At 59.9% G+C, this 21,985-nt stretch carries 19 protein-coding genes; 10 read left to right on the top strand and 9 right to left on the bottom strand.

What is annotated here, in order from left to right; all coding sequences use genetic code 11:
- Positions 1-7: 7 nt before the first annotated feature.
- From gatA to MWR57_RS08720, 5 genes are all read right to left on the bottom strand, one after another.
- Positions 8-1,465, bottom strand: a complete 1,458-nt coding sequence (gene gatA / locus MWR57_RS08700) for an Asp-tRNA(Asn)/Glu-tRNA(Gln) amidotransferase subunit GatA (RefSeq protein WP_423124423.1) — start codon at positions 1,463-1,465, stop codon at positions 8-10.
- Between the two features lie 132 nt (positions 1,466-1,597).
- Positions 1,598-1,882, bottom strand: coding sequence for an Asp-tRNA(Asn)/Glu-tRNA(Gln) amidotransferase subunit GatC (gene gatC, locus MWR57_RS08705; RefSeq protein ID WP_423124424.1), 285 nt, complete (start codon positions 1,880-1,882; stop codon positions 1,598-1,600).
- A 64-nt stretch (positions 1,883-1,946) separates the two neighbouring features.
- Positions 1,947-3,005 (bottom strand): response regulator, encoded by a 1,059-nt coding sequence (locus MWR57_RS08710; protein WP_423124425.1) that lies wholly within the window; start codon positions 3,003-3,005, stop codon positions 1,947-1,949.
- Positions 3,006-3,083: 78 nt separating this feature from the next.
- Positions 3,084-4,130 (bottom strand): histone deacetylase family protein, encoded by a 1,047-nt coding sequence (locus tag MWR57_RS08715; protein ID WP_423124426.1) that lies wholly within the window; start codon positions 4,128-4,130, stop codon positions 3,084-3,086.
- Between the two features lie 98 nt (positions 4,131-4,228).
- Positions 4,229-4,816: a 5-formyltetrahydrofolate cyclo-ligase gene (locus MWR57_RS08720; protein WP_423124427.1), complete on the bottom strand. Its 588-nt coding sequence runs from the start codon at positions 4,814-4,816 to the stop codon at positions 4,229-4,231.
- A gap of 352 nt (positions 4,817-5,168) precedes the next feature.
- Here MWR57_RS08720 and MWR57_RS08725 point away from each other — a divergent pair, with 352 nt between their 5' ends.
- The 5 genes from MWR57_RS08725 (at position 5,169) to MWR57_RS08745 (ending at position 11,860) form a co-directional block, all read left to right on the top strand.
- Complete coding sequence (locus tag MWR57_RS08725) at positions 5,169-6,644, top strand: dihydrolipoyl dehydrogenase family protein (protein ID WP_423124428.1); 1,476 nt, start codon at positions 5,169-5,171, stop codon at positions 6,642-6,644.
- Between the two features lie 118 nt (positions 6,645-6,762).
- The gene (locus MWR57_RS08730) at positions 6,763-9,885 is read left to right on the top strand and encodes a DUF5714 domain-containing protein (protein WP_423124429.1); all 3,123 of its coding nucleotides are present in this window, start codon (positions 6,763-6,765) and stop codon (positions 9,883-9,885) included.
- The gene (locus MWR57_RS08735) at positions 9,882-10,571 is read left to right on the top strand and encodes a TVP38/TMEM64 family protein (protein ID WP_423124430.1); all 690 of its coding nucleotides are present in this window, start codon (positions 9,882-9,884) and stop codon (positions 10,569-10,571) included. Before MWR57_RS08730 ends, MWR57_RS08735 begins: the two co-directional genes overlap by 4 nt.
- A 15-nt stretch (positions 10,572-10,586) precedes the next feature.
- A complete protein-coding gene (mutM, locus tag MWR57_RS08740; RefSeq protein WP_423124431.1) occupies positions 10,587-11,411 on the top strand; it encodes a bifunctional DNA-formamidopyrimidine glycosylase/DNA-(apurinic or apyrimidinic site) lyase in 825 nt (274 codons plus the stop codon).
- A 122-nt stretch (positions 11,412-11,533) separates the two neighbouring features.
- Complete coding sequence (locus MWR57_RS08745) at positions 11,534-11,860, top strand: hypothetical protein (RefSeq protein WP_423124432.1); 327 nt, start codon at positions 11,534-11,536, stop codon at positions 11,858-11,860.
- 89 nt (positions 11,861-11,949) lie between these two features.
- On the opposite strand, the gene bioF is transcribed toward MWR57_RS08745, so the two are convergent.
- The 4 genes from bioF to MWR57_RS08765 form a co-directional block, all read right to left on the bottom strand.
- Positions 11,950-13,113, bottom strand: coding sequence for an 8-amino-7-oxononanoate synthase (gene bioF, locus MWR57_RS08750; RefSeq protein ID WP_423124433.1), 1,164 nt, complete (start codon positions 13,111-13,113; stop codon positions 11,950-11,952).
- Entirely contained in the window at positions 13,101-14,024 is a 924-nt protein-coding gene (bioB, locus tag MWR57_RS08755; protein ID WP_423124474.1) for a biotin synthase BioB, read from the bottom strand. The genes bioF and bioB overlap by 13 nt, the downstream gene beginning before the upstream one ends.
- 222 nt (positions 14,025-14,246) lie before the next feature.
- Positions 14,247-15,584: a tRNA nucleotidyltransferase/poly(A) polymerase-related protein gene (locus MWR57_RS08760; protein WP_423124434.1), complete on the bottom strand. Its 1,338-nt coding sequence runs from the start codon at positions 15,582-15,584 to the stop codon at positions 14,247-14,249.
- A gap of 126 nt (positions 15,585-15,710) precedes the next feature.
- Entirely contained in the window at positions 15,711-16,706 is a 996-nt protein-coding gene (locus tag MWR57_RS08765; RefSeq protein ID WP_423124435.1) for an NAD(P)H-dependent flavin oxidoreductase, read from the bottom strand.
- Positions 16,707-17,077: 371 nt separating this feature from the next.
- Here MWR57_RS08765 and MWR57_RS08770 point away from each other — a divergent pair, with 371 nt between their 5' ends.
- The 5 genes from MWR57_RS08770 to sppA all read left to right on the top strand — a co-directional run bounded on the left by MWR57_RS08770 (position 17,078) and on the right by sppA (position 21,979).
- Positions 17,078-17,662 carry a 5' nucleotidase, NT5C type gene (locus MWR57_RS08770; protein WP_423124436.1) on the top strand — a complete coding sequence of 195 codons (585 nt, stop codon included), beginning with the start codon at positions 17,078-17,080 and terminating at the stop codon, positions 17,660-17,662.
- Positions 17,656-18,093, top strand: coding sequence for an NUDIX domain-containing protein (locus MWR57_RS08775; protein WP_423124437.1), 438 nt, complete (start codon positions 17,656-17,658; stop codon positions 18,091-18,093). The genes MWR57_RS08770 and MWR57_RS08775 overlap by 7 nt, the downstream gene beginning before the upstream one ends.
- Position 18,094: 1 nt before the next feature.
- Positions 18,095-19,036, top strand: coding sequence for a GGDEF domain-containing response regulator (locus tag MWR57_RS08780; protein WP_423124438.1), 942 nt, complete (start codon positions 18,095-18,097; stop codon positions 19,034-19,036).
- 193 nt (positions 19,037-19,229) lie between these two features.
- Positions 19,230-20,951: a 30S ribosomal protein S1 gene (locus tag MWR57_RS08785; protein ID WP_423124439.1), complete on the top strand. Its 1,722-nt coding sequence runs from the start codon at positions 19,230-19,232 to the stop codon at positions 20,949-20,951.
- A 173-nt stretch (positions 20,952-21,124) separates the two neighbouring features.
- A complete protein-coding gene (gene sppA, locus MWR57_RS08790) occupies positions 21,125-21,979 on the top strand; it encodes a signal peptide peptidase SppA (protein ID WP_423124440.1) in 855 nt (284 codons plus the stop codon).
- Positions 21,980-21,985: the final 6 nt, after the last annotated feature.

A 21,985-nucleotide genomic window follows, 5' to 3' on the forward strand; every position in this document is an offset into this window, starting at 1 on the left:
ATACCTTCTACAGTTTCGGCTTGTTCCCAGCCAGGTCGAGCCGTTGTTCCAGGGCATAGGCGGCCCGGAAGATTTTTTCCTCGGCAAAATGGCTGGCCTGGAGCTGGAGGCCGATGGGCAACCCGCTACTGCTCATCCCGCAGGGCACCGACATGCCCGGCAAGCCTGCCAGATTGGTGCAAATGGTAAGGATATCGGAGAGATAGACACTCAGTGGGTCGTCGATTTTTTCCCCGATCCTCCAGGCCGGGGCGGGGGTGACCGGAGAGACCAGCAGGTCGCACTGGCTGAAGGCCTTGGCGTAATCCTGGACGATCAGGGTGCGGACCTGGGAGGCCTTCTTGTAATAGGCGTCGTAGTAGCCGGAAGACAGGGCGTAGGTGCCGATGATGATCCGCCGTTTCACCTCCTCGCCGAAGCCCTGGGAGCGGCTGTGGCGGTACATCTCCAGCAGTTCGTGCTGGTCGTGGTCGCGGAAGCCGTACCGGACCCCGTCGTAGCGGGCCAGGTTGGAGCTGGCCTCGGCCGGGGCGATGATGTAGTAGGCCGCCACCCCGTACTCGGTGTGGGGCAGGGAGATCTCCACGGTCTTGGCCCCGGCCTCGGTGAGCAGCCCGATCCCCTTGCGCACCGCCTGCTCCACCTCCGGGTCAAGCCCCGCGCCGAAGTATTCCTTGGGAATGCCGATGGTGAGGCCGTTCAGATCCGCTCCAAGGGCGGCGGTGTAGTCCGGCACCGGCTGGTTGACCGAGGTGGAATCCCGCGGATCGTATCCGCTGATGGCCTTGAGCATGATGGCCGCGTCGCGCACATCCTTGGTGAGCGGTCCGACCTGATCCAGGGAGGAGGCATAGGCCAGCAGGCCGAAGCGGGAGACCCGCCCATAGGTGGGCTTGATCCCGACGATGCCGCAGTGGGAGGCGGGCTGGCGGATGGAGCCGCCGGTGTCAGAGCCCAGCGAGGCGATGCATTCGTCCGCTGCCACCGAGGCTGCCGAGCCGCCGCTGGAGCCGCCGCAGACATGGGCCAGGTTCCAGGGGTTCTTCGGCACCCCGTAGGCGCAGTTTTCATTGGCCGAGCCCATGGCGAACTCGTCCATGCTCGCCTTGCCGAGGATCACCGCGCCCTCAACCCGCAGCTTTTCGATTACCGTGGCGTCGTAGGGGGGGATGAACGGTTCGAGGATCTTGGAGCCGGCCGTGGTGCGCAGCCCCTTGGTGCAGAGGACATCCTTGATGGAGAGCGGGATACCGCAGAGGCTGCCGCCCTCGCCCCTTTTGCGCTGTTCGTCCGCACCCTCGGCCTGGGCCAGGGCGTTGTTGCGGTCCAGGGTGATATAGGCGCGGACCTTGTCCTCCACCGCGTCGATCCGGTCGAGTACCGAACGGGTCAGCTCCAGGGAGGAGATCTCCCCCTTGGCCAGGAGATCCTGTAAGGCATGAATGGTTAAGGCGTGGAGTTCCATAATGCACCGTACCGCTTGATTTTCTGAGATGTCTGCCGGAGGCGCGGGGAGGGCCAACAAAAACGGACCTCGGAAAGGAGGTCCGCAAGGAAACCGGCAGGCAGCTACGTATTTGCAATAACTCCTAGTATCCTAAATAACCCTGGGCACCACGAAGGCTTCGCCGTTTTGCAACGGGCCGTTGGCCAGGGCCTCCCGCTGGGGCAGAGAAGCCTTTGTCTCGTCTTCGCGGAAGGCATTGCGGAGGGCCAGGGCATGGGTCGTGGGCTGAACGGAACTGGTGTCCAGCTCATCCAGCTTTTCCACATAGCTCAGGATGGTGTCCAGTTGGAGGGTGGTTTTTTCCACCTCCGCCTCCGACAGCGAAAGCCTCGCCAGCGTGGCGACATATCGTACTTCTTCCGGGGTGATTTTCATGCCTTGTTTTGTAACGTATTCAGCCGGGCAAGTCAATGCCTGATGGTCTTGGTAAAAGCAGGGGTCAGCCTACCGCCATTTTTGCCTGGGTTTCGAGAACCTCGACAAATATCTCCACCACCTCCGGGTCAAACTGGCTCCCGGCGCAACGGCGCAGTTCGGCAATGGCATCGTTGAGCTCCAGGTTCTGCCTGTAGCTGCGCTTGGAGGTCATGGCGTCATAGCTGTCCGCCGCGGTGATGATCTTGGTCAGCAGATTGAGGTCATTTCCGCCCAGGCCGTCAGGATAGCCCTTGCCATCCATGCGTTCGTGGTGGTGGCGGACAAGGAACAGCTCCTGCTGCATGAAGGCCAGGGGCTTGATGATGTTGGCCCCGACCTCGGGATGCTTTTTCATCAGGATCCATTCCTCATCGGAAAGCGGCCCGGGTTTCCGGATGTAGTTGACATCCACCACCAGCTTGCCGATGTCGTGCACCTTGCAGGCCCGCTCCAGCACGGTCAGATCATCCAGGCCCAACCGCATGGCCCGGCCGATGTTCATGGCGTGGAAGGTGACCCGGTTGGTGTGGCCCGCGGTGTACATGTCCTTTTCTTCCAGGGCCGTCTGCAGGGTGAGCATGGTATTCAGGGCGGAGATTTCCAGGTTTTCGTTGTATTCTTCCAGCAAGCGATTTTTTTCCGCCAGCTCCCTGGTTTTGTTGCGCACCTCGACTTCCAGGTTTTCCTTGTAGGCCTTCTCCTGGAGGACGTACATCCGCTTCTCGATGGCCCGCTTGACCTTGATGTTGAAGATGTCCAGGTCTTCGATGGGCTTGGGGATGAAGTCGTAGGCCCCCAGGTTGATGGCCTTGACCGCGTATTCCATGGAGCCCGCGCCGGTGAGGAAGATCACCGGAATTCCGTAATTGCGGTCGTTGATGAGCTTGAGGGTTTCAAACCCGTCCAGGCCGGGCATGTTGATGTCGAGGATGACGAGGTCAAAATCCCCATTGAGGGCGGCCAGCGCCTCTTCGCCGCTGGCGCAGGGCACCACTGCGTGGCCGAACATGGTGAGGATTTTGTAGACGGCTTCCCGAACCAGGGTGTCGTCGTCCGCGATGAGGATTTTTGCCTGTGCCATGTGAAGATCCTTCAGGGTGTGTGTGATCATGGGCCGCGCTGGCAGTAATGATTATCCTTTTATAACACAGAGTTTCCCTTAAAAAGTCCAGTGTTTTTTTGCCGCATCCAGGGCCGCATCCAGGGCGGGCAGGGGTTTTTTGCTCTGGGCCATGGCGGTGAATGCCTCGGTGGGCAGACCTCCCTTTCCGGCCATTTCGTGGAGGCTCGCCAGCACGCCATCGGCAAGCCCTTGCAGGAAGTAGCCCCCCTCCAGCACCAGCACCAGCCGTCCTTCGCAGAGTTCCGTGGCCAGATCGACCAAAATCCTGGTCATCCCGGCAAACCCGGCGGTGGTTACACCCATACCGCCCAAGGGATCGGAGACATGGGTGTCGTACCCGGCGGAGACCATGATGCAGTCCGGCCTGTACTGGCGGGCGACCGGAGCAACCAGTTCGGTCATGATCCTGGCGAAGTCCTGATCTCCCTGGCCGCCTGGCAGCGGGACGTTGAGAGTGTACCCCTCGCCCTTGCCCGCGCCGGTTTCCTTGAGGGCGCCGGTTCCCGGGTAATGCGGGTACTGGTGGGTGGAACAGTAGAACACCTGGTCGGTGTCGTAAAAGGCGTTTTGGGTGCCGTTGCCGTGGTGCAGATCCCAGTCGAGGATGAAGATCCGCTCCATGCCGAGATGCTTCAGGCCATAGCGGGCGCCGATGGCGATATTGTTGAACAGGCAAAAGCCCTTGGCGCGGTCCGCTTCGGCATGGTGTCCGGGCGGGCGCACCAGGGCCGCGGCATTGTCCGCCTTACCCGCGGCCACCAGCTTGAGGCCGGTGATAACCGCGCCCGCGGCGAGAACCGCCGCCTCGTAGGAGCGCGGCGAGGTGTGGGTGTCCGGGTCAAGCACGTCGAACTGCTTGCCCGCCGTCTCGGCCACCCGTTCGATATGCTCGGCAGTGTGGTTTGCGGCCAGATCCGCGTAGCTCGCGGGCTCGCATTCGGGATAGAAAAAGGTTTCAGCTTCTTCCGGCCGGGCAAGGGCCTGGTAGATGGCGCTCAAGCGCTCCGGGCTTTCCACATGGTCGTAGCCCGGATCGTGTTCCAGAAAGAGCGGGTCTTTCAGGACCGCGGTTTTTCGGAGCATGGTGTTTTTCTCCTTAGGAGCCGTTACGAAAGAATCTGTACTTTCTTGACCCTTTCGTTACGGCTCCTTATGCTGTTTTGGCCATCATGATGACGACCTTATTGTATTACACGGCCAAATCTGATGGTGCGGGTTTCGGTGATAAGATAATCGAGCTGCTCATCGTGGCTTTCAAGGGGCACGGCCTCAACGACCTGCAGATCAAAGGCCAGGCCGATCCGCAGGGCTTGCGGCGCCGCGGTGTGCAAAAAACGGTCATAATAGCCGCCGCCGTAGCCCAGCCTTCCTCCCTGGGCGTCAAAGACGCTGCCCGGCGTCACCACCACCTCGATGGCGCCTGGGTCCACCAGGGGCAGGGTCTGCAAGGGCTCGGGAATGGAGCAATAGCCCGGAACAAGATCCCGGCCCGGATCGGTGATGGCATAGGGGAGCAGCCGGCGCTCCGCGGACAGGGTCAGCGGCACGCTTACGGTCACGCCTTTGGCGAGGCAATACGCAATGAGGTTCAGGGTCTCCACCTCGCTGCGGAAGCTGACATAGGCAAAAACATGGCGGGCGCCGGCAAACTCCGGCAGGGCCAGGAGGCGTTCGGTAATGGCCAGGCTTTTTCGTTGCCTTTCCTCCGGGGAAAGGCTATCTCGGGCGGCCATAATTCTGGCGCGCAGGGCGGTTCGTGTCTCACGCATTGCTGGTCCTTTTTGCCCGGCTTTTGGGCAAGCTGAAGGTATAACGCACTGTCCCCAATACGCTAAGCGTTTTTCTTAAGAATTGACCGGCACCCGAGAGTGGCGTACATATTTTAAATGCTCCGGGCGATTATTGTAAGGCCTGGGCGGACATCTGGCGGAGACCGGCTTCGCCGCACGGTCTGTGCAATGATTTGAGAGGAACGCCATGCTCTCCTTTTACAAAAATCTTCCCATCGCGGCCAAACTTTTTCTGAGCAGCCTGGTTTTTGCCCTTCCCATGGCCGTGCTGATTTTCTTTATGAACATGCGACATCAAACAAAATTCAAGCGCTAAACAATGAGGCACGGCATGGCGAACTATGAGTATGACCTCGGCATCATCGGGGGCGGCGCGGCAGGGCTCACGGTCGCTTCCGGCGCGGCCCAGCTTGGGGCGAAAACCCTGCTTATCGAAAAAGAGGAGGCGCTGGGCGGCGATTGTCTGCATTTCGGCTGCGTGCCGAGTAAAACCCTGATCAAGACGGCCCATGTCTATCATCTCATGAAAAACGGGCCTCATTTTGGCCTTCCAGCCATAACCCCGCCGCCGGTGGATTTCAGGGAGGTTTCCGCCCGGATCAAAGCGGTGATCGGCATTATCCAGAAGCATGACTCGGTGGAGCGATTCTGCTCGCTGGGCGCCAAGGTTGCATTCGGCAGTCCGGAATTCGCCGACGAACATACGATTACCCTGGACGGCAAAAGAATTTCCGCCCGCGCCTGGGTGATCGCCACCGGCTCCTCTGCCCTGGTCCCGCCGATTGAGGGACTCGACAGGACACCCTATCTGACCAACCGGGAGATCTTTTCTTTGGAGAAACTCCCCAGCTCCATGATCATTCTGGGTGGCGGCCCCATCGCCGTTGAAATGGCCCAGGCCTTCTGCCGGCTTGGTTCCCAAGTGACGGTGATCCAGCGCAGCGGCCAGATCCTGAGCAAGGAAGACAAGGAGATGGCGGACCTTGTCCAGCAGGAGCTGGAAAAAGAAGGGGTTGCCTGTGTCCTGAACACTGCGGTGGTCCGGGTCGGCGATCTGGGTCGTGAGCGGGAAGTGGTGATTAAAAATGAGGCAGGCGCGACCCGGACCCTCAAGGCCGAGGCGCTGCTGGTGGCCCTTGGCCGTTCGCCCAATGTTGCGGGGCTAGGCCTCGGAAAAATCGATATCCCTTTCGATCAGCAAGGGATATCGGTGAACAGCCATCTCCGAACCAGTCACAAACATATCTATGCGGCGGGAGATGTCATCGGCGGCTACCAGTTCACCCATGTGGCCGGCTATGAAGGCGGGGTGGTTCTGAGCAACGCCATCTTTCATCTGCCCAGGAAAGCCGACTACACCCATGTGCCCTGGTGCACCTATACCCATCCCGAATTGGCCAGCATCGGCATGAACGAAAAAAGCGCCCGCAAAGCCGGGATCGAGTATTCGGTGTGGCGAGAAGAATTCAGCGGCAACGATCGCGCTCTTGCCGAAGGGGAGAGTGCCGGCCGGATCAAACTGCTGCTGGACAAAAAGGAAAAGCCCCTGGGCATCCAGATCCTGGGGCCCCATGCCGGCGATCTTTTGAGCGAATGGGTGGCGATCATGAACGGCGGGGTCGGGTTGTCGAAAATCGCCTCGGCCATACACCCCTACCCAACCTTAGGGGAGATCAACAAAAAGGTAGTGGGCTCGGTTTTTGCACCGAAGATATTTTCCAGCACGGTCAGGAAAGGGCTGAAATTTTTCTTCAGCTTCAAGGGGCGGGCCTGTGGCGAGGACGTCGCCTGCGAGGAGGAAAAATAGCGGGAATGGCGCCCGGCGCCGTTTGCTGGATGCACCCAGTGAGGGATTGCGCTCCTTGTCTGGGCGGGGTATATTGAAGGAAATCATTAAATTGCAAAAGGTGTCAGGAGAGTATTGCATGCTTGAAGAATGGCAACGCTTGGAGCAGGATGGAACCCCGGTATATGTGCAGCCGGAAAGGCCGGACTGGTTCGTGCCGGATCACGAGGCTGATTGCCTGTTGCAGGAGTTGCAATGCCGCGGTATCGGCACCGCGCTGTTAGAAAAAGACCTCGACGGGCGAACGTTGACGGCCCGACGCCTTGTCTCCCAGCTTGCCGACGGGCCGGTTTCTCCGTACCCGGGCCGCTATCCGCTGCTCTCTTTGCACAGCCTGAAGGAATGCTGGTTTCATCTCACCGACCGCTGCAATCTGGCCTGCCAGCACTGTCTCTTCGCCTCCTCCCCGGCCCAAGGGGCGACCCTCGCCCCGGAAGCTCTGGCCCAGGGCATTGCCGAGGCCAGGGGGCTGGGGTGCACCCTCTTTTATTTCACCGGCGGCGAGCCCTTTGTCTACCCCGGCTTTGTCTCCATGGTCTCCGAGCTGCTTGGTGATCCAAAGATTCATGTGGTGGTGCTCAGCAACGGCCTGTTGATCAAGGAGCATTTGCCCGGGCTTTTAGCCCTGCCCAGGGGCCGGTTTCATCTCCAGCTCAGCCTGGATGGCTTGGCGGCGCAGCATGAGGCCTTGCGGGGGAAAACCACCTTTGCCGGGCTGTTGGAAAGCGTGGGGTTGCTCAAGGAGGCGGGCTTCCCCCTGACCCTGTCCGTGGCGGTGAACCGGGCCAATGTGCGGGAACTGGCCGAGATCGTCGCCCTTGCCGCCGGTCTGGGGATAGGCAATATCCACCTGCTCTGGCATTTTGTCCGGGGCAAGGGCAGCATCGCGCAGTTTGTTGCGCCGGCCGAGATTCTTCCCGAGCTGATCCGGGCCCAGGAGATGGCCGAGAAGATGGGGGTGCGCATCGACAATGTGGAAACCATGCGCAGCCAGGTGTTCAGCACCCCGGGCACCCGGCACGACCTGTCCAACACGGGATGGGAGTCGCTTGCCGTGGGGCCGGACGGGGTGATCTACCCCTCCCCTGCCCTGGTCGGCATTGCGGATCTGGCCTGCGGCCCCTTGGCCGACGGGCTGGAAACGGTCTGGCGCCGGAGCCCGGTGCTGGAAAAGATCCGCAGGGCAACCCTGGCTGCGAGCGAGACCTATCAGGCCAACCCCTTGCGTTTTCTGGTGGGCGGCGGCGACATTGACCACAGCTATCTGGCCGGCAACGAACTGGTGGGGCACGATCCCTATGTGGAGCTCTACAACGGGCTGGCCCTTTGGCTGATCAGCCGCCAGGCCCGCCGATATCCCGTCCGGACGCAGGGGGAAATCCTGCTGCGGATGGGCGAGGTGCGCCACGATTGCCCGGATGGCGGGGAAGTGGCTCTCACCCATTGCAACTGCGTGGTTTCCCTGGCCGAAGACCAAGGGCACGCCACGGTGCGAGAGTTTTACGGCCGGGCCGCGCTGGTCTGCAACGAGGAGATCGTCAACCCCTTTGCCCCGGAGCAGGTGCTGGCCAATTTCATCCCGGCCGACTCCCGGAAAAAATCCTACGGCTGCGGCAGCCCGGTCAAGGATGCCGAGCCGCAACCCGGAGAGGTGCTGGTGGATCTGGGCAGCGGCAGCGGGGTCGAGTGCTTCATGGCCGCCCCCCAGGTGGGGCCGGCGGGGAGGGTGGTCGGCATCGACATGACCGATGAGATGCTCCATCTGGCCGCGGTGGCCAAAGCCAAGGTGGCGAGCCGGCTGGGCTATGACAATGTGGAGTTCAAGAAGGGCTTTCTCGAAGACCTTCCCCTGGGGGAGGCCACGGCCGACGTGGTGATCTCCAACTGCGTGATAAACCTGAGCCCGGACAAGCGGCAAACCCTGCATGAGATCTTCCGGATTCTCAAGCCCGGCGGCAGGCTGGTGGTTTCCGACATTGTCACCGATGAGCCTATTCCGGTGACCATCAAGAACAACGAACAGTTCCGGGGCGAATGTTTGGGCGGGGCGCTGCGGCAGGAGGATCTGCTGGCCATGCTCCGTGGTGCCGGCTTTGCCGGGATCAGCCTGATCAAGCGGTTCCCTTACCGGGTTGAAGGGGAAACCCGCTTTTACTCCCTCACCTTCCGGGCGTATAAGCCGAAAGATTCGCGCCGGGTGGAGGTCATCTATCGGGGGCCGTTTGGAGCGGTATGGACGGAAAGCGGGGAGATGCTCCTCAAGGGGCGCCGAGCGGCCATTACCGTAAGCGAGGCGGAAAGCCTGGGTGATTCCCTGTTTGTCCTCGATACGCACGGGGCGGTTTCCAACCTGACCCTGGAAAACAGTTGCTGCGCCTCTCCGCTCGAACTTCTTCCGTCCAGCGGCTGCTGCGCCACCGGCCCCAAGGAGGAAACGGGCAAGATTGTCGCCCTCCCCGCCCTGCGCCAGCCGGTGAACGGCCGTCATCCCTCGGGCTGTATGGTCTGCGGCAAGGAGATCGGCTATCTCGCCCGCGAGCGGGAGGTTTCCTGCCATTACTGCGGAGGGATCAAGAAAACCAATGCACTCTGCGTCGAGGGGCATTACATCTGCGACGCCTGCCACCAACAGGACGGCCTTTCCGCCATCCGGCTGCTCTGTGCCGAAACGAAAGAGCAGGACATGCTGCTCCTTCTCGACGCCATCCGGAGCCATCCCGCCATCTCCCTGCATGGGCCCGAGCATCACGCCATGGTGCCGGGCATCATCCTGGCCACCTACCGGAACCTGGGCGGCAGGATCAGCCGGGAGGCGATCCTCACCGGCATTGAGCGGGGCAGCAAGGTGCCGGGCGGGGTCTGCGGCTTCTGGGGCAACTGTGGCGCCGCAGTGGGGGTGGGCATCGCCTTCAGCGTCCTGCTTGAGGCCACGCCCCTTACCCCCAAACCCCGGCAACAGGTGCAGGAGATCACCTCCCGGGTGCTGGGCGAGATTGCCCTGACCCAAGGGGCGCGCTGCTGCCAGCGGGAAACGGTGACGGCCCTGCGGGAAGCCGCGCTTCTCTCCCATCATCTGCTGCCGATATCCCTCCAGGCAGAGGCTGATTTTGTCTGCAACCAGTTTGCCGCCAACCGGGAATGCATTGGCAGCCGGTGTTCCTTGTGGAGCAAGGCGGCATCACGGATTGGCGGTGCGCAATGAGGCCAGGAAAGACCCCCGGGAAAGGGATCGGCAAGGCGGTTGTTTTCGCCCTGTTTCTCGCCGCCATGATCGTCCTGTTTCGCTTCACCCCGGTACGGGAGTATATCTCCCCGGACTCCCTGCAATCCCTGGTGAACTCTTTCGGTCCATGGGGGCCGCTGGTCTTTGTGCTCCTCTACGCCGGAGGCATCTGCCTTTTTCTCCCCGCCACCCTGTTCACCGGGCTCGGCGCCCTGCTCTTCGGCACCTTGTACGGTTTTTTGTACAATGAGTTGGGCGCCCTGCTCGGCGCCTCCCTGGCCTTTTTCATCGGCCGCTACCTGGGGCGGGATTTTGCCGCGGGGCTGATCGGCGACCGGCTGAAAAAATACGATGACCGGATCGCGGCCAACGGTTTTGCCACGGTGCTCTATCTGCGGCTGATTTTTTTCCCCTTCACCCCCCTCAATTTCGGCATGGGCTTGACCAGGGTGACATTTAAGGAATATTTTTTCGGCACCCTGTTCGGCATCCTCGCCGGCGGCTTTGTCCTCACCTTTTTCTTCGCCACCCTGGCCGAGGTCTGGAGATCCGGCGACTGGTGGCAGTTGGTGAGCTGGAAGACTCTTTTTTCCCTGGCGCTTTTTGTCGGCTCCTTCTTTATCCCCACGCTGATCCGAAAATTCAAGCCCGAGGGGACAGGCTGAGAAAGGAGTTGTGCCATGCCCGAACTGCCGGAAGTGGAAGTGGTCTGCCAAGGGCTTGGACCCCTGGTGCGCACGCGTAAAATCCTCTCGGTTTCCTTTAGCAACAAGAAGCTGCGCAAGCCTTTCCCCAGGGCCAAAATGTACAGCCGGGTTGAAGGCTCCTTCATCCTGGGGGTGGAGCGCCGCGCCAAATACATCATGCTGCGGTTGACCGGCAAGAGCGTCATGCTCTTCCACCTGGGCATGACCGGCAAGATCGGTCTCTTTGACCGCGATTCCCCCCGACGCAAGCATGATCATCTCCGCTTTTTGCTGGATAACGGCAAGGAGATGCGCTTCAACGATGTGCGCAGATTCGGCTGTGTCGAGGTCTATTCGGAAAAAGAGCTGCGCGAGAACGATCCCTTTGCCGGGCTGGGTCCGGAGCCTTTTTCCGAGGATTTCTCCGCCGACTATTTGCTGAATAAAGCCCGGGGCAAGCAGGTGCCGGTGAAAAGCTTTCTCATGGACAACCGGGTGGTGGTGGGCTTGGGCAATATCTACGCCAACGAGACCCTCTTTGCCGCCTGCACCCACCCGCACACCCCGGTCAACCGGTTGTCCAGGCTCGACTGGCAGCGCATTGTCACAAAGAGCCGGCTCATCCTTAAAAAGGCCATTGCCATGGGCGGCTCCACCATCTCCGATTACGAGAATGTCAGCGGCGAGGCCGGGTATTTTCAGTTGGAGCTTGCGGTGTACGGCAGGCAGGGCCAACCCTGTTCCCGCTGCGGGCAGCCGGTAGTGCGCAGCGTTTTGGCCGGCCGGGCCACGTTCTGCTGTCCTGTGTGTCAAAAATAAGGGAAGGCTGGGGATTTTTTTGGGGGAACGGATATTTTTTCTTTACTCGGGCGAGGAGCGGAGGTATAAAGCGAATATTTGTCACTCCTGACCGAGGGAAGAGTTGTCTGGGTGATCCAGGCGTGATCACTACCAAAGTGTACTGCGCATTGTCGCAATTATTAAAACACAAAGAGAGGAAGAGAACCATGAAATCAGTAAAAACCACCGTTGCCATTGCCCTGATGCTGCTTCTGTCCACCGGCATGATCGCCTGTAAGAAAGCTGAAGAAGCCGAAGTAGCCGCGCCGGCCGAGCAGACTGCTCCCGCTCCTGAGGTTGTAGTTGCTCCGCAGGCCGAGCCGGGTGCTTCTACTGTAGTAGTAGTTCCGCCGGCTGAGCAGGCTGCTCCTGCTGAGGCTGCTCCTGCTGACGCTGCTGCTCCTGCTGAGGCTCCTGCTGCAAAGTAAGTCGCTGTTTCATTTCCGGGCTGGGTGTGTCCCAGCCCGGAAATTTTCCTCTCCTGCTTTTTTCTTTCTTTTCCCCCTGGAAATACCGGCTATCTCTCCATGATCTCCAGCAGCGTTTCGGCTGCCTGGGAAAGATCCGTCGTGCTGTGGTGGCGGGTGATGGAGAACCTGAGCCGTGCCGTGCCCTGTGGTACGGTGGGTGGCCGGACGGCCGTGACGAAGATCCCCTGTTTCCGGAGGAGTTCTGCGATGTGCAGCGCCGCTTCGCTTTCCCCGACCACAATGGGGATGATCTGCGAGGGGCCAAGGTCCGCTTCGTATCCGCCTTTGCGCAGCACCCCTTTGAAATAACCGATTTTTTCTTGCAGTTCGTGGCGCAGGCCAGGCTCGTGCCGGATGAGGCGCACCGCCGCCAGGGAGGCCGCGGCAACCGCCGGCGGCAGGGCGGTGGAAAAGATAAAGCTTCTGGCCCGGTTGACCAGATACTCGATCATCTCCCTGTTTCCAGCCACAAAAGCGCCATAGCTGCCAAGTCCCTTGCCGAAGGTGCCCACGGCCAGATCCACCGCTCCGCTCATCCCATCTTCTTCAATCACCCCGCCGCCGTTGGGACCAAAAACCCCGGTGGCATGGGCTTCGTCCACCATGAGCAGGCAGCCGAACCGCTCCTTGAGCGCTACTAGTTCGCGCAATGGGCAGCGGTCGCCGTCCATGCTGTAAATGGATTCCACCACGATCAAGGGGATGGTTGTCCCCCGGTTTTTGGCAAGCAGCTCTTCGAGATGATTGAGGTCGTTGTGGCGGAAGCGTATTACCTTGGCGCCGGAGAGGCGGCAGCCGTCATGGATGCTGGCATGGTTCAGCCGGTCGCTGAAGATGAGGTCGTGGCGGCCCATGAGGGCGGGGATGATGCCGGTGTTGGCCATGTAGCCGGAGCCGAAGGTGAGGGCTCCTTCCTGGCCCTTGAGCTGGGCCACGGCTTGCTCCAGATCATGGTGCACCGCAAGGTCGCCGCTCATCAAGCGCGAGGCGCCGGAACCGGCGCCGAACCGGCTCAGTGCCTCTTGGGCGGCCGCGATGAGGGCTGGATGTTCGGCAAGGGCCAGGTAGTCATTGGAGGAAAAATCGAGAAGCGTGCGGTTGTCGTCCCCGGCAAGGATGAGCCGTCCTTTTTCCCGGGCGATGACGGGGCGCAGGCTGCGCAGCCTGCCCTTTTCCCGCTGCTCGTTGAGCCATGCCTTCAGATCGACCATAATTGCCTGATCTCTTCGGCAAAATGGCGATCTGCCCGGGGGGAACGGCCCCGCTGGGTGAGATAGCCGCCGATCATCATGCCGTCGGCGCCGCCCATGAACGCGGAGCTTAAGAAATCGGCCAGGGCGGATTCTCGCCCAGCAGCCAACCGGATGGCGGCCTGGGGCAGAATCAACCGGTAGAGGGCGATGGTCCGGAGAATTTCCGCGATGGGCAGGGGGGGAATACCCGCGCAGGGGGTGCCGGGCAGGGGAATGAGGATGTTGATGGGCACCGAGTCAATCCCGCATTCGACAAGGCTCAAGGCCATGGACAACCGGTCCGTTTCCGATTCCCCCAACCCGAAAATGCCGCCGCTGCACACCGAAAGCCCGGCCTCCTGGGCGGCTTTGATGGTGGCGATCCGGTCAGCAAAACTGTGGGTGGTGCAGACCTGCGGGAAAAACTCTCTGGAGGTCTCCAGGTTGTGGTGGTAGCGGGAAACCCCCGCCTCTTTAAGCGCAAGGAGTTCATCTTTTCCCAAAATACCGAGGGAGGCGCAGATATTGATTCCCACCTCTTCGCGGATGGCGCGGATGATATCGAGCATGCGGGGCAGGTCGGCTTCGGCCAACCCCCTGCCGCTGGTCACCAGGGAAAAGCGGCTGGCCCCGTTTTTTTGCGCCTCCCGGGCGGCAGCAATGATCTGGGCGGTGTCCAAAAGCGGATACACCGGCGCCTCGGTCCGGTAATGGGCGGATTGTGCGCAAAAATGGCAATCCTCGCTGCATTTGCCGGATTTGGCGTTGATGATGCTGCACAGGGAAAAGGAGGTTCCGCGCCGCGCCAGCTTTGTCGCCAACGCCTGCCGCATGAGCTCGGCCAGGGGCATTGCCTGGAGTTCGGTGATGTCGGGGGGCTGACGAAGCATGGCTTTCACGATAATTGTCCCAAAAATCGGCCACGAAACCCACGAAAGAACACGAAAAATTTACAACTGTTCAGTAGCCGCGAAGCGCCGCTACTGAACAGTTACGGGTTCGGTGAGGGTTATCTTTTTCTTGGTATTGAGCTGGATGTTTATAAAAATTTCAAATTTCGTGTTCTTTCGTGGGGTTCGTGGCTAAAAAAACAAGCGGCGGCAGGCGCCAACCTATTTGAGGCCGAAGATCCCGCCCTTTTTGCCGGAAAACGCCGGGGTGCGGCTTTCTGCCCGGGGCTGACGGGGCTTGCCGGTTCTGGGCTTGGTGCTTCTGGGAGGAGCCGCAGACTCGGGCCGTGGCGCAAGATCGGCGGGCGAGCCGCCAAGGGCTTCCTGGTAGAGTTGAAAAAGGAGCAACCCGTCCGGGAAATAACTCTTGCGTTTCAGCCAGCCGGGCCAGGCCTGTTCCGCGCCGTGCCGGACAAAAACCGGGAGATTGACCAGCAGGGAGGTGATCTCCTCTCTGGAGGCCCGCTTGACATTGAGGTGCTCCAACTGGGCATCAATCTGGGTGCGGAGGGTGCGGGAAAAGGCAAAGGTTTCTCGGCCTTCGGCCGGCAGATGCAAAAGGTCGAAGCGCGCCTGACCCCAGGGCAGCAGGAGAGCCGCGAGCAGGAGGTGTTCCGGCAGAGGGTTGCCGCTGGCATGCAAGCGGTCAATTACCCGGCACAGGGCAAACAGGAGGCTGGTTTCGCCCGAGGGCTCTTCCGCCTCCCGGCTGATGATCCCATCATAGCACGGCAGGAGGAGAAAAAACATGCCGCTGGCAACGGCGAGCCGGCACCAGGGGGCGCAGGCGCCGCTGTTCAGATCCTTGAAAAATTCGTCCCGCACCCGGGAATCCGGGCAGAGGCGCAGGGTGTCCAGGTTGGCGATAATGGCCTGCCAGGTGCGCGCCTCGATGGTAAAACCGCTTCGGGCCGCGTGGCGGATGGCCCGCATCATGCGGACGGGATCCCGGACAATCCGCCGGTCCGGCTCCCCGACAATGCGGATAATCCGGTTGTTGAGGTCGGCCACCCCGCCCGTGTAATCGATGATGGTGAAGTTTTCTATCTCGTAGAACAGGGCGTTGATGGTGAGGTCCCGCCGGAAGGCGTCTTCCGCCTCGGAGCCGAAGGTGTTGTTGTGGGCCAGCACCTCGTCTTCTTCCCGGTCGCCCTCTTCAAACTCGCTGCGGCAGCGCAGGGTGGAAACCTCGACGATCTTGTTGCCAAAGAAAAAGACCTGCACCAGCCGGAACCGGCGGCCGATGATCCGGCTGTTGCGAAACAGGGTGCGCAGCTCTCCGGGCCGGGCGTTGGTGCTGATGTCGAAATCCTTGGGTTTCTTGCCCAGGTAGAGATCGCGCACCGCGCCGCCCACCAGGTAGGCGGAAAAACCCGCGTCCCGGAGGCGATGCATTACCTTCAGGGCTTCGCGGTCGATATCCTTGCGGGAGATGGGATGTTCGGCCCGTGGGATGATGAGGGGGTCCGGCAGTTCAGCCAGGTCAGCGGATGGGGCCATGGGATTTTTCGGGCAGGAGCGCAAGGTGTGAGGACTCCTCCTCAGCCGTTGTAACAAAATAGTATGGTCATCGGGATAGCCAAAACGGCCTAATAAGCCGTAGCGAAAAGGTCATGAAAATAGAAATTATTGCGCAACGGCGCCCGGATACGTTACTCCAGGTTCCTTGTACATGGACTCGGCCTGCGAAACAAACTGGTCGAAAACCTCGCGGACAGTGAGGATTTCCTTCATCTTAAAGACGTTTTCGCCGGAAAAAACCAGGCCATCCTCGATATTGCCCTCGCAAGCCGCGGTGAGCCGGTCGCTGATGCAGTACACATGGTCGCATTTTTTCAGGCATTTGTATTTGCATTCCTTGGCCTTGAGGTCTGCTTGGCTCAGCAGCTTTTCCACAAAGGGGGTTCTGATGGCCCGGCCCGGCAAGCCCACCGGGGACTTGATCAGGGCGATGTCTTCCTTGCGGGCGTGGAGCATGGCCTGCTTGAAGCTATCCGCCACCGAGCATTCCTTGGTGAGGACAAAGCGGGTGGCGATCTGCACCCCGTCGGCGCCGTACTTGTCCATCATTTCCGCCATTTCAAAGCCGTTGGTAATGCCGCCGGCCGCAATCAGGGGCACTTTTTTGACCACCTTGCGGATCTCGGGAAAAAGCTCGCGCAGGGGCACCGTCGTGCCCAGATGGCCGCCTGCTTCCTTGGCCTCGACCACGATGGCCGCGGCGCCCAGCTTCTCGGCGAGCATGGCAAAGGAGGGCGAGGAAACGATGGAAACGATGGGGGTGTTGGTCTCCTTGCCGATCTTGAAGATATCCCGGGAAAAACCGGCGCCGGTGACGATCATGTCCACTCCGGCTTCGATGGAGCCCTGAACCAGGCTGTAAAAATTTTTCATGGCGAACATGATGTTCACCGCGATGATCCCCTTGGTCGCGGCCTTGGCCTTGCGGATGTCGGCTTGGAGTTCTTCCACCGGAATGGCCGAGCCGCCGATGGTGCCGATGCCGCCGCACTCGGCAACGGGAACGGCCAGGGCCGAGGTGGAAACGCGGATGGACATGCCTCCCTGAACAAGGGGTACCTGGGCGGTGAACTTGCCGATGGTAAGCGGGGGTAGCTTCATGAAATTCTGGTGCTCCGTTTAGTTTGAGGACGAATGAGCAACTATGCTTTTTTTCGTTTTTTTTGTCAAGGAAACCTGATGGCTTCCGACAAATAAGGAAAAAAGTCGCCTGTTCGTGACGCAAAATTAAAAAAATCACAGCAGCGCAGCACCACCTGTCGCTTTCGCTTTCTGCGGACATCGCATGGTGCTGCTCTGTCAGCAACCCTTCCGGGCCAACAGGCGATTTTTCTCGTCCGGAGAGAAGAGTTTTTGCCTTTTTCATCGGTTTTTGGTTTACACTAACCGATATAGTTGCGCTGTGGCGCGAAGATGTACCCGATTTTGATTCTTCTTCGCAACATATATATGCGCGGATCAAGGAATGCTGCATGCATATTCACCCAAGCCGTATCGGCTTTGACATAGACGGCGTGGTCGCCGATACCATGGAGGCCTTTATCCGTCTGGCGCGGAGCGGGTATGGGGCCAAGGTGCGTCCGGAGGAGATCACCGAATTTCAGGTGGAGGAGTGCCTCGACCTCGACCCGGCCATGATCGAGGAAATTTTCCGGCGTCTGCTGGAAGAGCCTGTTGCCTGCGGCCTGCGGCTCATGCGTAACGCCCGGCGGGTGTTGACCCGCTTCGCTGGGCATGGCCCCCTCACCTTCATCACGGCCCGGCCGCAGAAAAAACCCATTGCCCGCTGGCTGAAAAAAGAACTTGGCCCGCAGGTCTATGGCCGGGTGCGCCTGGTCGCCACCGGCGAGCACGACAGCAAGGCTGCCCATATCAAGGAGATGGGCTTGGATTTTTTTGTGGATGACCGCGCCCAGACCTGCCTGCAACTGGCCCGGGAAGATGGTATTCAGCCCATTGTCTACCGCCAGCCCTGGAACCAGGGCAAGCATGATCTGCCGGAGGTGGAGAGCTGGCGCACCATTCATGCGCTGTGTTATGGGGAGGGTGGATGGTGAGCCATTGTCCCGCCTGCGGCCAGGCGATACCACCCCATAGAAATCCGGTGCCCACGGTGGATATCATCATCGCCATGGGCACCGGCGTTATCCTGGTGAAGCGGAAAAATCCGCCGGTGGCCTGGGCCTTGCCCGGCGGCTTTGTGGATTACGGCGAGTCGCTGGAGCAGGCGGCGGTGCGGGAGGCTTGTGAGGAAACCGGGCTGTCGATCCGGCTTGGCCGCCAGTTCCATACCTATTCCGAGCCGGATCGCGACCCCCGCCAGCATACGGTGAGCACGGTTTTTCTTGCCACGGCGGAGGGGACGCCCGTGGCTGGCGATGATGCGGGCGAGGTTGCCGTCTTTCACGAAGGCTCGCTGCCGCCTCTGGCCTTTGACCACGCAAGGATTCTGGGTGACTATTTTGCCGCACAACGAGCAGTTGCCTGAAATGAATACCCGCATCCTGCTGGTGGATGATGATCCGTTCATCCTTGAGATGCTCAAGGTCTCCATGGCCGCCCTGGGGCACGCCTTTGACACGGCCATGGACGGCGAGGCGGCGAAGGAGAAACTCCGGCAGAGCGAGTTCACCATGGTTCTCACGGACCTGACCATGCCCCGGTGTGACGGGATGCAGCTTTTAAAGCATGTCAAGGAGGGATATCCCGGCGTCGAGGTTATCGTCATCACCGGTCATGCCGAGCGCTATGGCTATACCGATGTCATCCGGGCCGGCGCCAGCGATTTCCTCATCAAGCCCTTCGGCATGGATGAGCTGGAGGCCAAGGTCAGCAGGGTCATTCGCGAGCAGACCCTGATCCGAAAGCTTGAACATCTCTCCATGTGCGACATGCTCACCGATCTCTACAACCGGCGCTGTTTTGAGATGAAGCTGCACGAAGAGGTGCCGCGGGCCCATCGGCAAGGATATCCGGTTTTTCTCTCCCTGCTGGATGTGGACCGTTTCAAGGAATACAACGACCAGTATGGGCATCCGGCCGGAGACCGGGTTTTGCAGGACATCGGCAGAATCCTCGTGCAGTGCACCCGGGAGAATGTGGACTGGTGTTTCCGGTTCGGCGGCGACGAGTTCGCCATTATCATTCCGTACGCCACCGCCGACCAGGCCGGGCTGGTTGCCGGCCGCATCCTGGAGCGGTACAACCATGACCCCCGGTACGCCTCGACCAGCCTCAGTGTCGGCTTGGCCCAGTTTGTCCGCCACCCCGGCCAGACCTGGGCGGAGGATATCGCCGAGCTGGTGGCTCGCGCCGACAAGGCGCTCTATTCGGGCAAGGCGCAAGGAGGCAACCAGGTGGTTGTCGACTCCTCCCCGCCGGGTTCCGGCGAATTGCCCTCCGGAACAGATGCCGAAATTCCCAAAAAATAGGGGCGCGGGAAACAGTTTCTCTCGCCCCCCCCTCCTTCCTCCTGCCCTGTCTCCGCTGTATCCCCCTTTTATTTTAAATAGTTAGGCGGTGTTTTTCCCCGGAGCTTCTCGTTCCTCCTCCGCCGATAAAAAGTTTGTATTTGGTCATATTCTCTGGTATATAGGCTCGATCTATCAAAGGAGGATTGTTTCCATGGCAACTAGCACAACAGCAACCAAAACGAAGTCCGATGACAATGTAGGGGAAATGAGCTTTGCTCAGCTTTTCGAGGAAAGCCTCAAGGTGGCGGAGGTGGGTGAAGTCGTGCCCGGCACCGTCATCGCCCTGGCCAACGATTTTATCGTGGTCGATATCGGCGACAAGTCGGAAAGTGAGATCCACTGCTCCGAGTTCAAAAACGAAAATGGCGAAATCGACGTCAAGGTGGGCGACATCTTTGACGTCTTCGTGGAGAAGCGCGAGGCCGAAGGCGGCCTGAAACTTTCCCGCGAAAAAGCCATCGGCATCAAGGTTTGGGAAGACATCGCCAAGATCCAGGAAGCGGACGGCACCATCTCGGGCCGCATCGACAACCGGGTCAAGGGTGGACTTTCCGTCGATATCGGCGTTCCCGCCTTCCTGCCCTACTCGCAGATCGATCTCCGTCCTGTCAAGGATCTGGACAGCCTCATCGGCCAGACCTTTGAGTTCAAGGTTCTTAAATATAACCGCAAGCGCAACAACGTGGTTATCTCCCGCCGCGCCATCCTTGAGGACGAGCGCAAGAAGCTGCGGGAAGATATGCAGTCCAACCTGGTCGAAGGCCAGGTGGTTACCGGCACCATCACCAATATCACCGATTACGGTGTGTTCATCGACCTGGGCGGCATGGACGGTCTTTGCCACATCACCGATCTCTCCTGGGGCCGTGTTTCCCATCCCTCCAAGCTGTTCAAGGTGGGCGAGGATATCCAGGTCAAGATCCTCAAGTACGACCGCGAGAACGACAAGGTTTCCCTTGGCGTCAAGCAGCTCAAGGAAGATCCTTGGGCCACCGTGCAGGAGCGCTACCCCATCGGCGCCAAGGCCATGGGTAAGGTGGTCTCCATCACCGATTACGGCGTCTTTGCCGAGTTGGAAGAAGGCGTTGAGGGTCTGATCCATGTTTCCGAGATGTCCTGGTCCAAGAAGACCCGGCATCCCTCCAAGATCGTCGGGGTCGGCGAGGCTGCCGAGGTGGTCATCCTCAACATCGACGTGGATGCCAAGCGCATCTCTCTCGGTATGAAGCAGTTGCAGCCCAATCCTTGGGATCTGGTCAGCGAGAATTATCCGGTTGGCTCCATCATCGAGGGCAAGATCAAGAACATCACCGACTTCGGCGTCTTCATCGGCATCGAGGAAGGCATCGACGGTCTGATCCATGTCTCCGACCTTTCCTGGACCGAGCGGATCAAGCATCCTTCCGAGAAGTACGCCAAGGGTGAAACCATCCAGGCCGTGGTGCTGAAAATCGACCGCGAGAACGAGCGGTTCTCCTTGGGCGTCAAGCAGTTGGAGCCGGATCCCTGGCAGGCAGCCATCGAGAAGTATCCGGTGGGCGCCACCGTGCAGGGCAAGATCACCAATGTGACCGAGTTCGGCATCTTCGTGGAAGTGGAAGAGGGCATCGAAGGTCTGATCCATGTTTCCGAGATCAGCAAGGACAAGGTTGCCACCCCGGTTGGTCTGTACAATGCCGGTGATTCCGTGGAAGCCAAGGTGATCAACGTTTCCGCCAAGGACCGGAAGATCGGCCTCTCCATCAAGGCGCTGACCGATGACTCCGGCGAAGGCAACTACGAGGAGTTCAAGCAGAAGCAGGCCAAGAGTGGCGGCCCGTCCACCATCGGCGACCTGTTGAAGGAAGAGATGGATAATAAGGCCCAGGAGTAACCAGGGCCGGAGTCGTTGTCCACCGTCGGCTTAAAAGAGCCGAGGCGAAAGAGCAAGAGTATGCAGGTTGTTTCGTTTCGGCTCTAACTTTTTATTCAGAGTTTGTCATGTCACAAGGGTTATTCCGCCACAGGCATCCGGTTCTCACGGGATTATTGATCCTGGGAGGTATCATGCTGTTCTTTTGGGGCGGAATAACCTTTTTTGTTACCAGCCTCACCGGCCCGTCCAAGTCCGAGCTCTTCCTGCAGGAGGGGCTCGGGGTCATTGATGTCAAGGGCGTTATCCTCGAATCCGAGGAGATTCTCGCGAATCTGGTGGCCTTTCGGGAGGAGCCCAAGATCAAGGGCATTGTGTTGCGGATCGACAGCCCCGGCGGGGCCGTGGGCGCTTCCCAGGAAATCTATGACGAGGTCCGGCGGACCAGCAAGGTCAAGCCGGTGGTCGCCTCCATGGGTTCGGTGGCAGCCTCGGGCGGCCTGTATGTTTCCCTGGGCGCAGGCAAGATTGTCGCCAACCCAGGCACCCTGACCGGCTCCATGGGGGTGATCCTCAAATTTGCCAATCTGGAAGGGTTGTTTGACAAGATCGGCTACAAAAACGAGGTGGTTAAAAGCGGCAGGCTGAAGGATATCGGTTCTCCTTCCCGGCCCATGACCGAGGAAGAGAGGCAGATGCTCCAGTCCATGATCGATAACGTCCAGGAGCAGTTTGTCCAGGCCGTGTCGGAGAGCCGCTCCTTGCCGGTGGCCGAGGTGAGAAAAATCGCCGATGGGCGTATTTTCTCCGGGCAGCAGGCCAAGGAATACGGCTTGGTCGATCAGTTGGGCAATTTCAGCGATGCGGTCATGCTGGCCGCCGAGCTGGCCGGGATCAAGAGCGACAAGATGCCGGAACTCATCTATCCCCAGGAAGACGATTTTTCCTTCCTGCGCTTGATGACCGGTAAAAATAGTGAATCGCTGTTACAGCAGACAGGTTTATCTGGTCCCCTTCTGGCCTATGAATGGACAGGGACCTTGCGATAGGAGTGT

It is taken from the genome of Hydrosulfovibrio ferrireducens (genome assembly GCF_046883345.1).
Classification (GTDB): Bacteria; Desulfobacterota; Desulfobulbia; order Desulfobulbales; family Desulfurivibrionaceae; genus Thiovibrio; species Thiovibrio ferrireducens.

What these genes read in the sequence shown, in the direction of transcription:
- gatA (WP_423124423.1), bottom strand. Translation starts at nt 1,465, where the DNA reads ATGGAACTCCACGCCTTAACCATTCATGCCTTACAGGATCTCCTGGCC.
- gatC (WP_423124424.1), bottom strand. Translation starts at nt 1,882, where the DNA reads ATGAAAATCACCCCGGAAGAAGTACGATATGTCGCCACGCTGGCGAGG.
- MWR57_RS08710 (WP_423124425.1), bottom strand. Translation starts at nt 3,005, where the DNA reads ATGGCACAGGCAAAAATCCTCATCGCGGACGACGACACCCTGGTTCGG.
- MWR57_RS08715 (WP_423124426.1), bottom strand. Translation starts at nt 4,130, where the DNA reads ATGCTCCGAAAAACCGCGGTCCTGAAAGACCCGCTCTTTCTGGAACAC.
- MWR57_RS08720 (WP_423124427.1), bottom strand. Translation starts at nt 4,816, where the DNA reads ATGCGTGAGACACGAACCGCCCTGCGCGCCAGAATTATGGCCGCCCGA.
- MWR57_RS08725 (WP_423124428.1), top strand. Translation starts at nt 5,169, where the DNA reads ATGGCGAACTATGAGTATGACCTCGGCATCATCGGGGGCGGCGCGGCA.
- MWR57_RS08730 (WP_423124429.1), top strand. Translation starts at nt 6,763, where the DNA reads ATGCTTGAAGAATGGCAACGCTTGGAGCAGGATGGAACCCCGGTATAT.
- MWR57_RS08735 (WP_423124430.1), top strand. Translation starts at nt 9,882, where the DNA reads ATGAGGCCAGGAAAGACCCCCGGGAAAGGGATCGGCAAGGCGGTTGTT.
- mutM (WP_423124431.1), top strand. Translation starts at nt 10,587, where the DNA reads ATGCCCGAACTGCCGGAAGTGGAAGTGGTCTGCCAAGGGCTTGGACCC.
- bioF (WP_423124433.1), bottom strand. Translation starts at nt 13,113, where the DNA reads ATGGTCGATCTGAAGGCATGGCTCAACGAGCAGCGGGAAAAGGGCAGG.
- bioB (WP_423124474.1), bottom strand. Translation starts at nt 14,024, where the DNA reads ATGCTTCGTCAGCCCCCCGACATCACCGAACTCCAGGCAATGCCCCTG.
- MWR57_RS08760 (WP_423124434.1), bottom strand. Translation starts at nt 15,584, where the DNA reads ATGGCCCCATCCGCTGACCTGGCTGAACTGCCGGACCCCCTCATCATC.
- MWR57_RS08765 (WP_423124435.1), bottom strand. Translation starts at nt 16,706, where the DNA reads ATGAAGCTACCCCCGCTTACCATCGGCAAGTTCACCGCCCAGGTACCC.
- MWR57_RS08770 (WP_423124436.1), top strand. Translation starts at nt 17,078, where the DNA reads ATGCATATTCACCCAAGCCGTATCGGCTTTGACATAGACGGCGTGGTC.
- MWR57_RS08775 (WP_423124437.1), top strand. Translation starts at nt 17,656, where the DNA reads ATGGTGAGCCATTGTCCCGCCTGCGGCCAGGCGATACCACCCCATAGA.
- MWR57_RS08780 (WP_423124438.1), top strand. Translation starts at nt 18,095, where the DNA reads ATGAATACCCGCATCCTGCTGGTGGATGATGATCCGTTCATCCTTGAG.
- MWR57_RS08785 (WP_423124439.1), top strand. Translation starts at nt 19,230, where the DNA reads ATGGCAACTAGCACAACAGCAACCAAAACGAAGTCCGATGACAATGTA.
- sppA (WP_423124440.1), top strand. Translation starts at nt 21,125, where the DNA reads ATGCTGTTCTTTTGGGGCGGAATAACCTTTTTTGTTACCAGCCTCACC.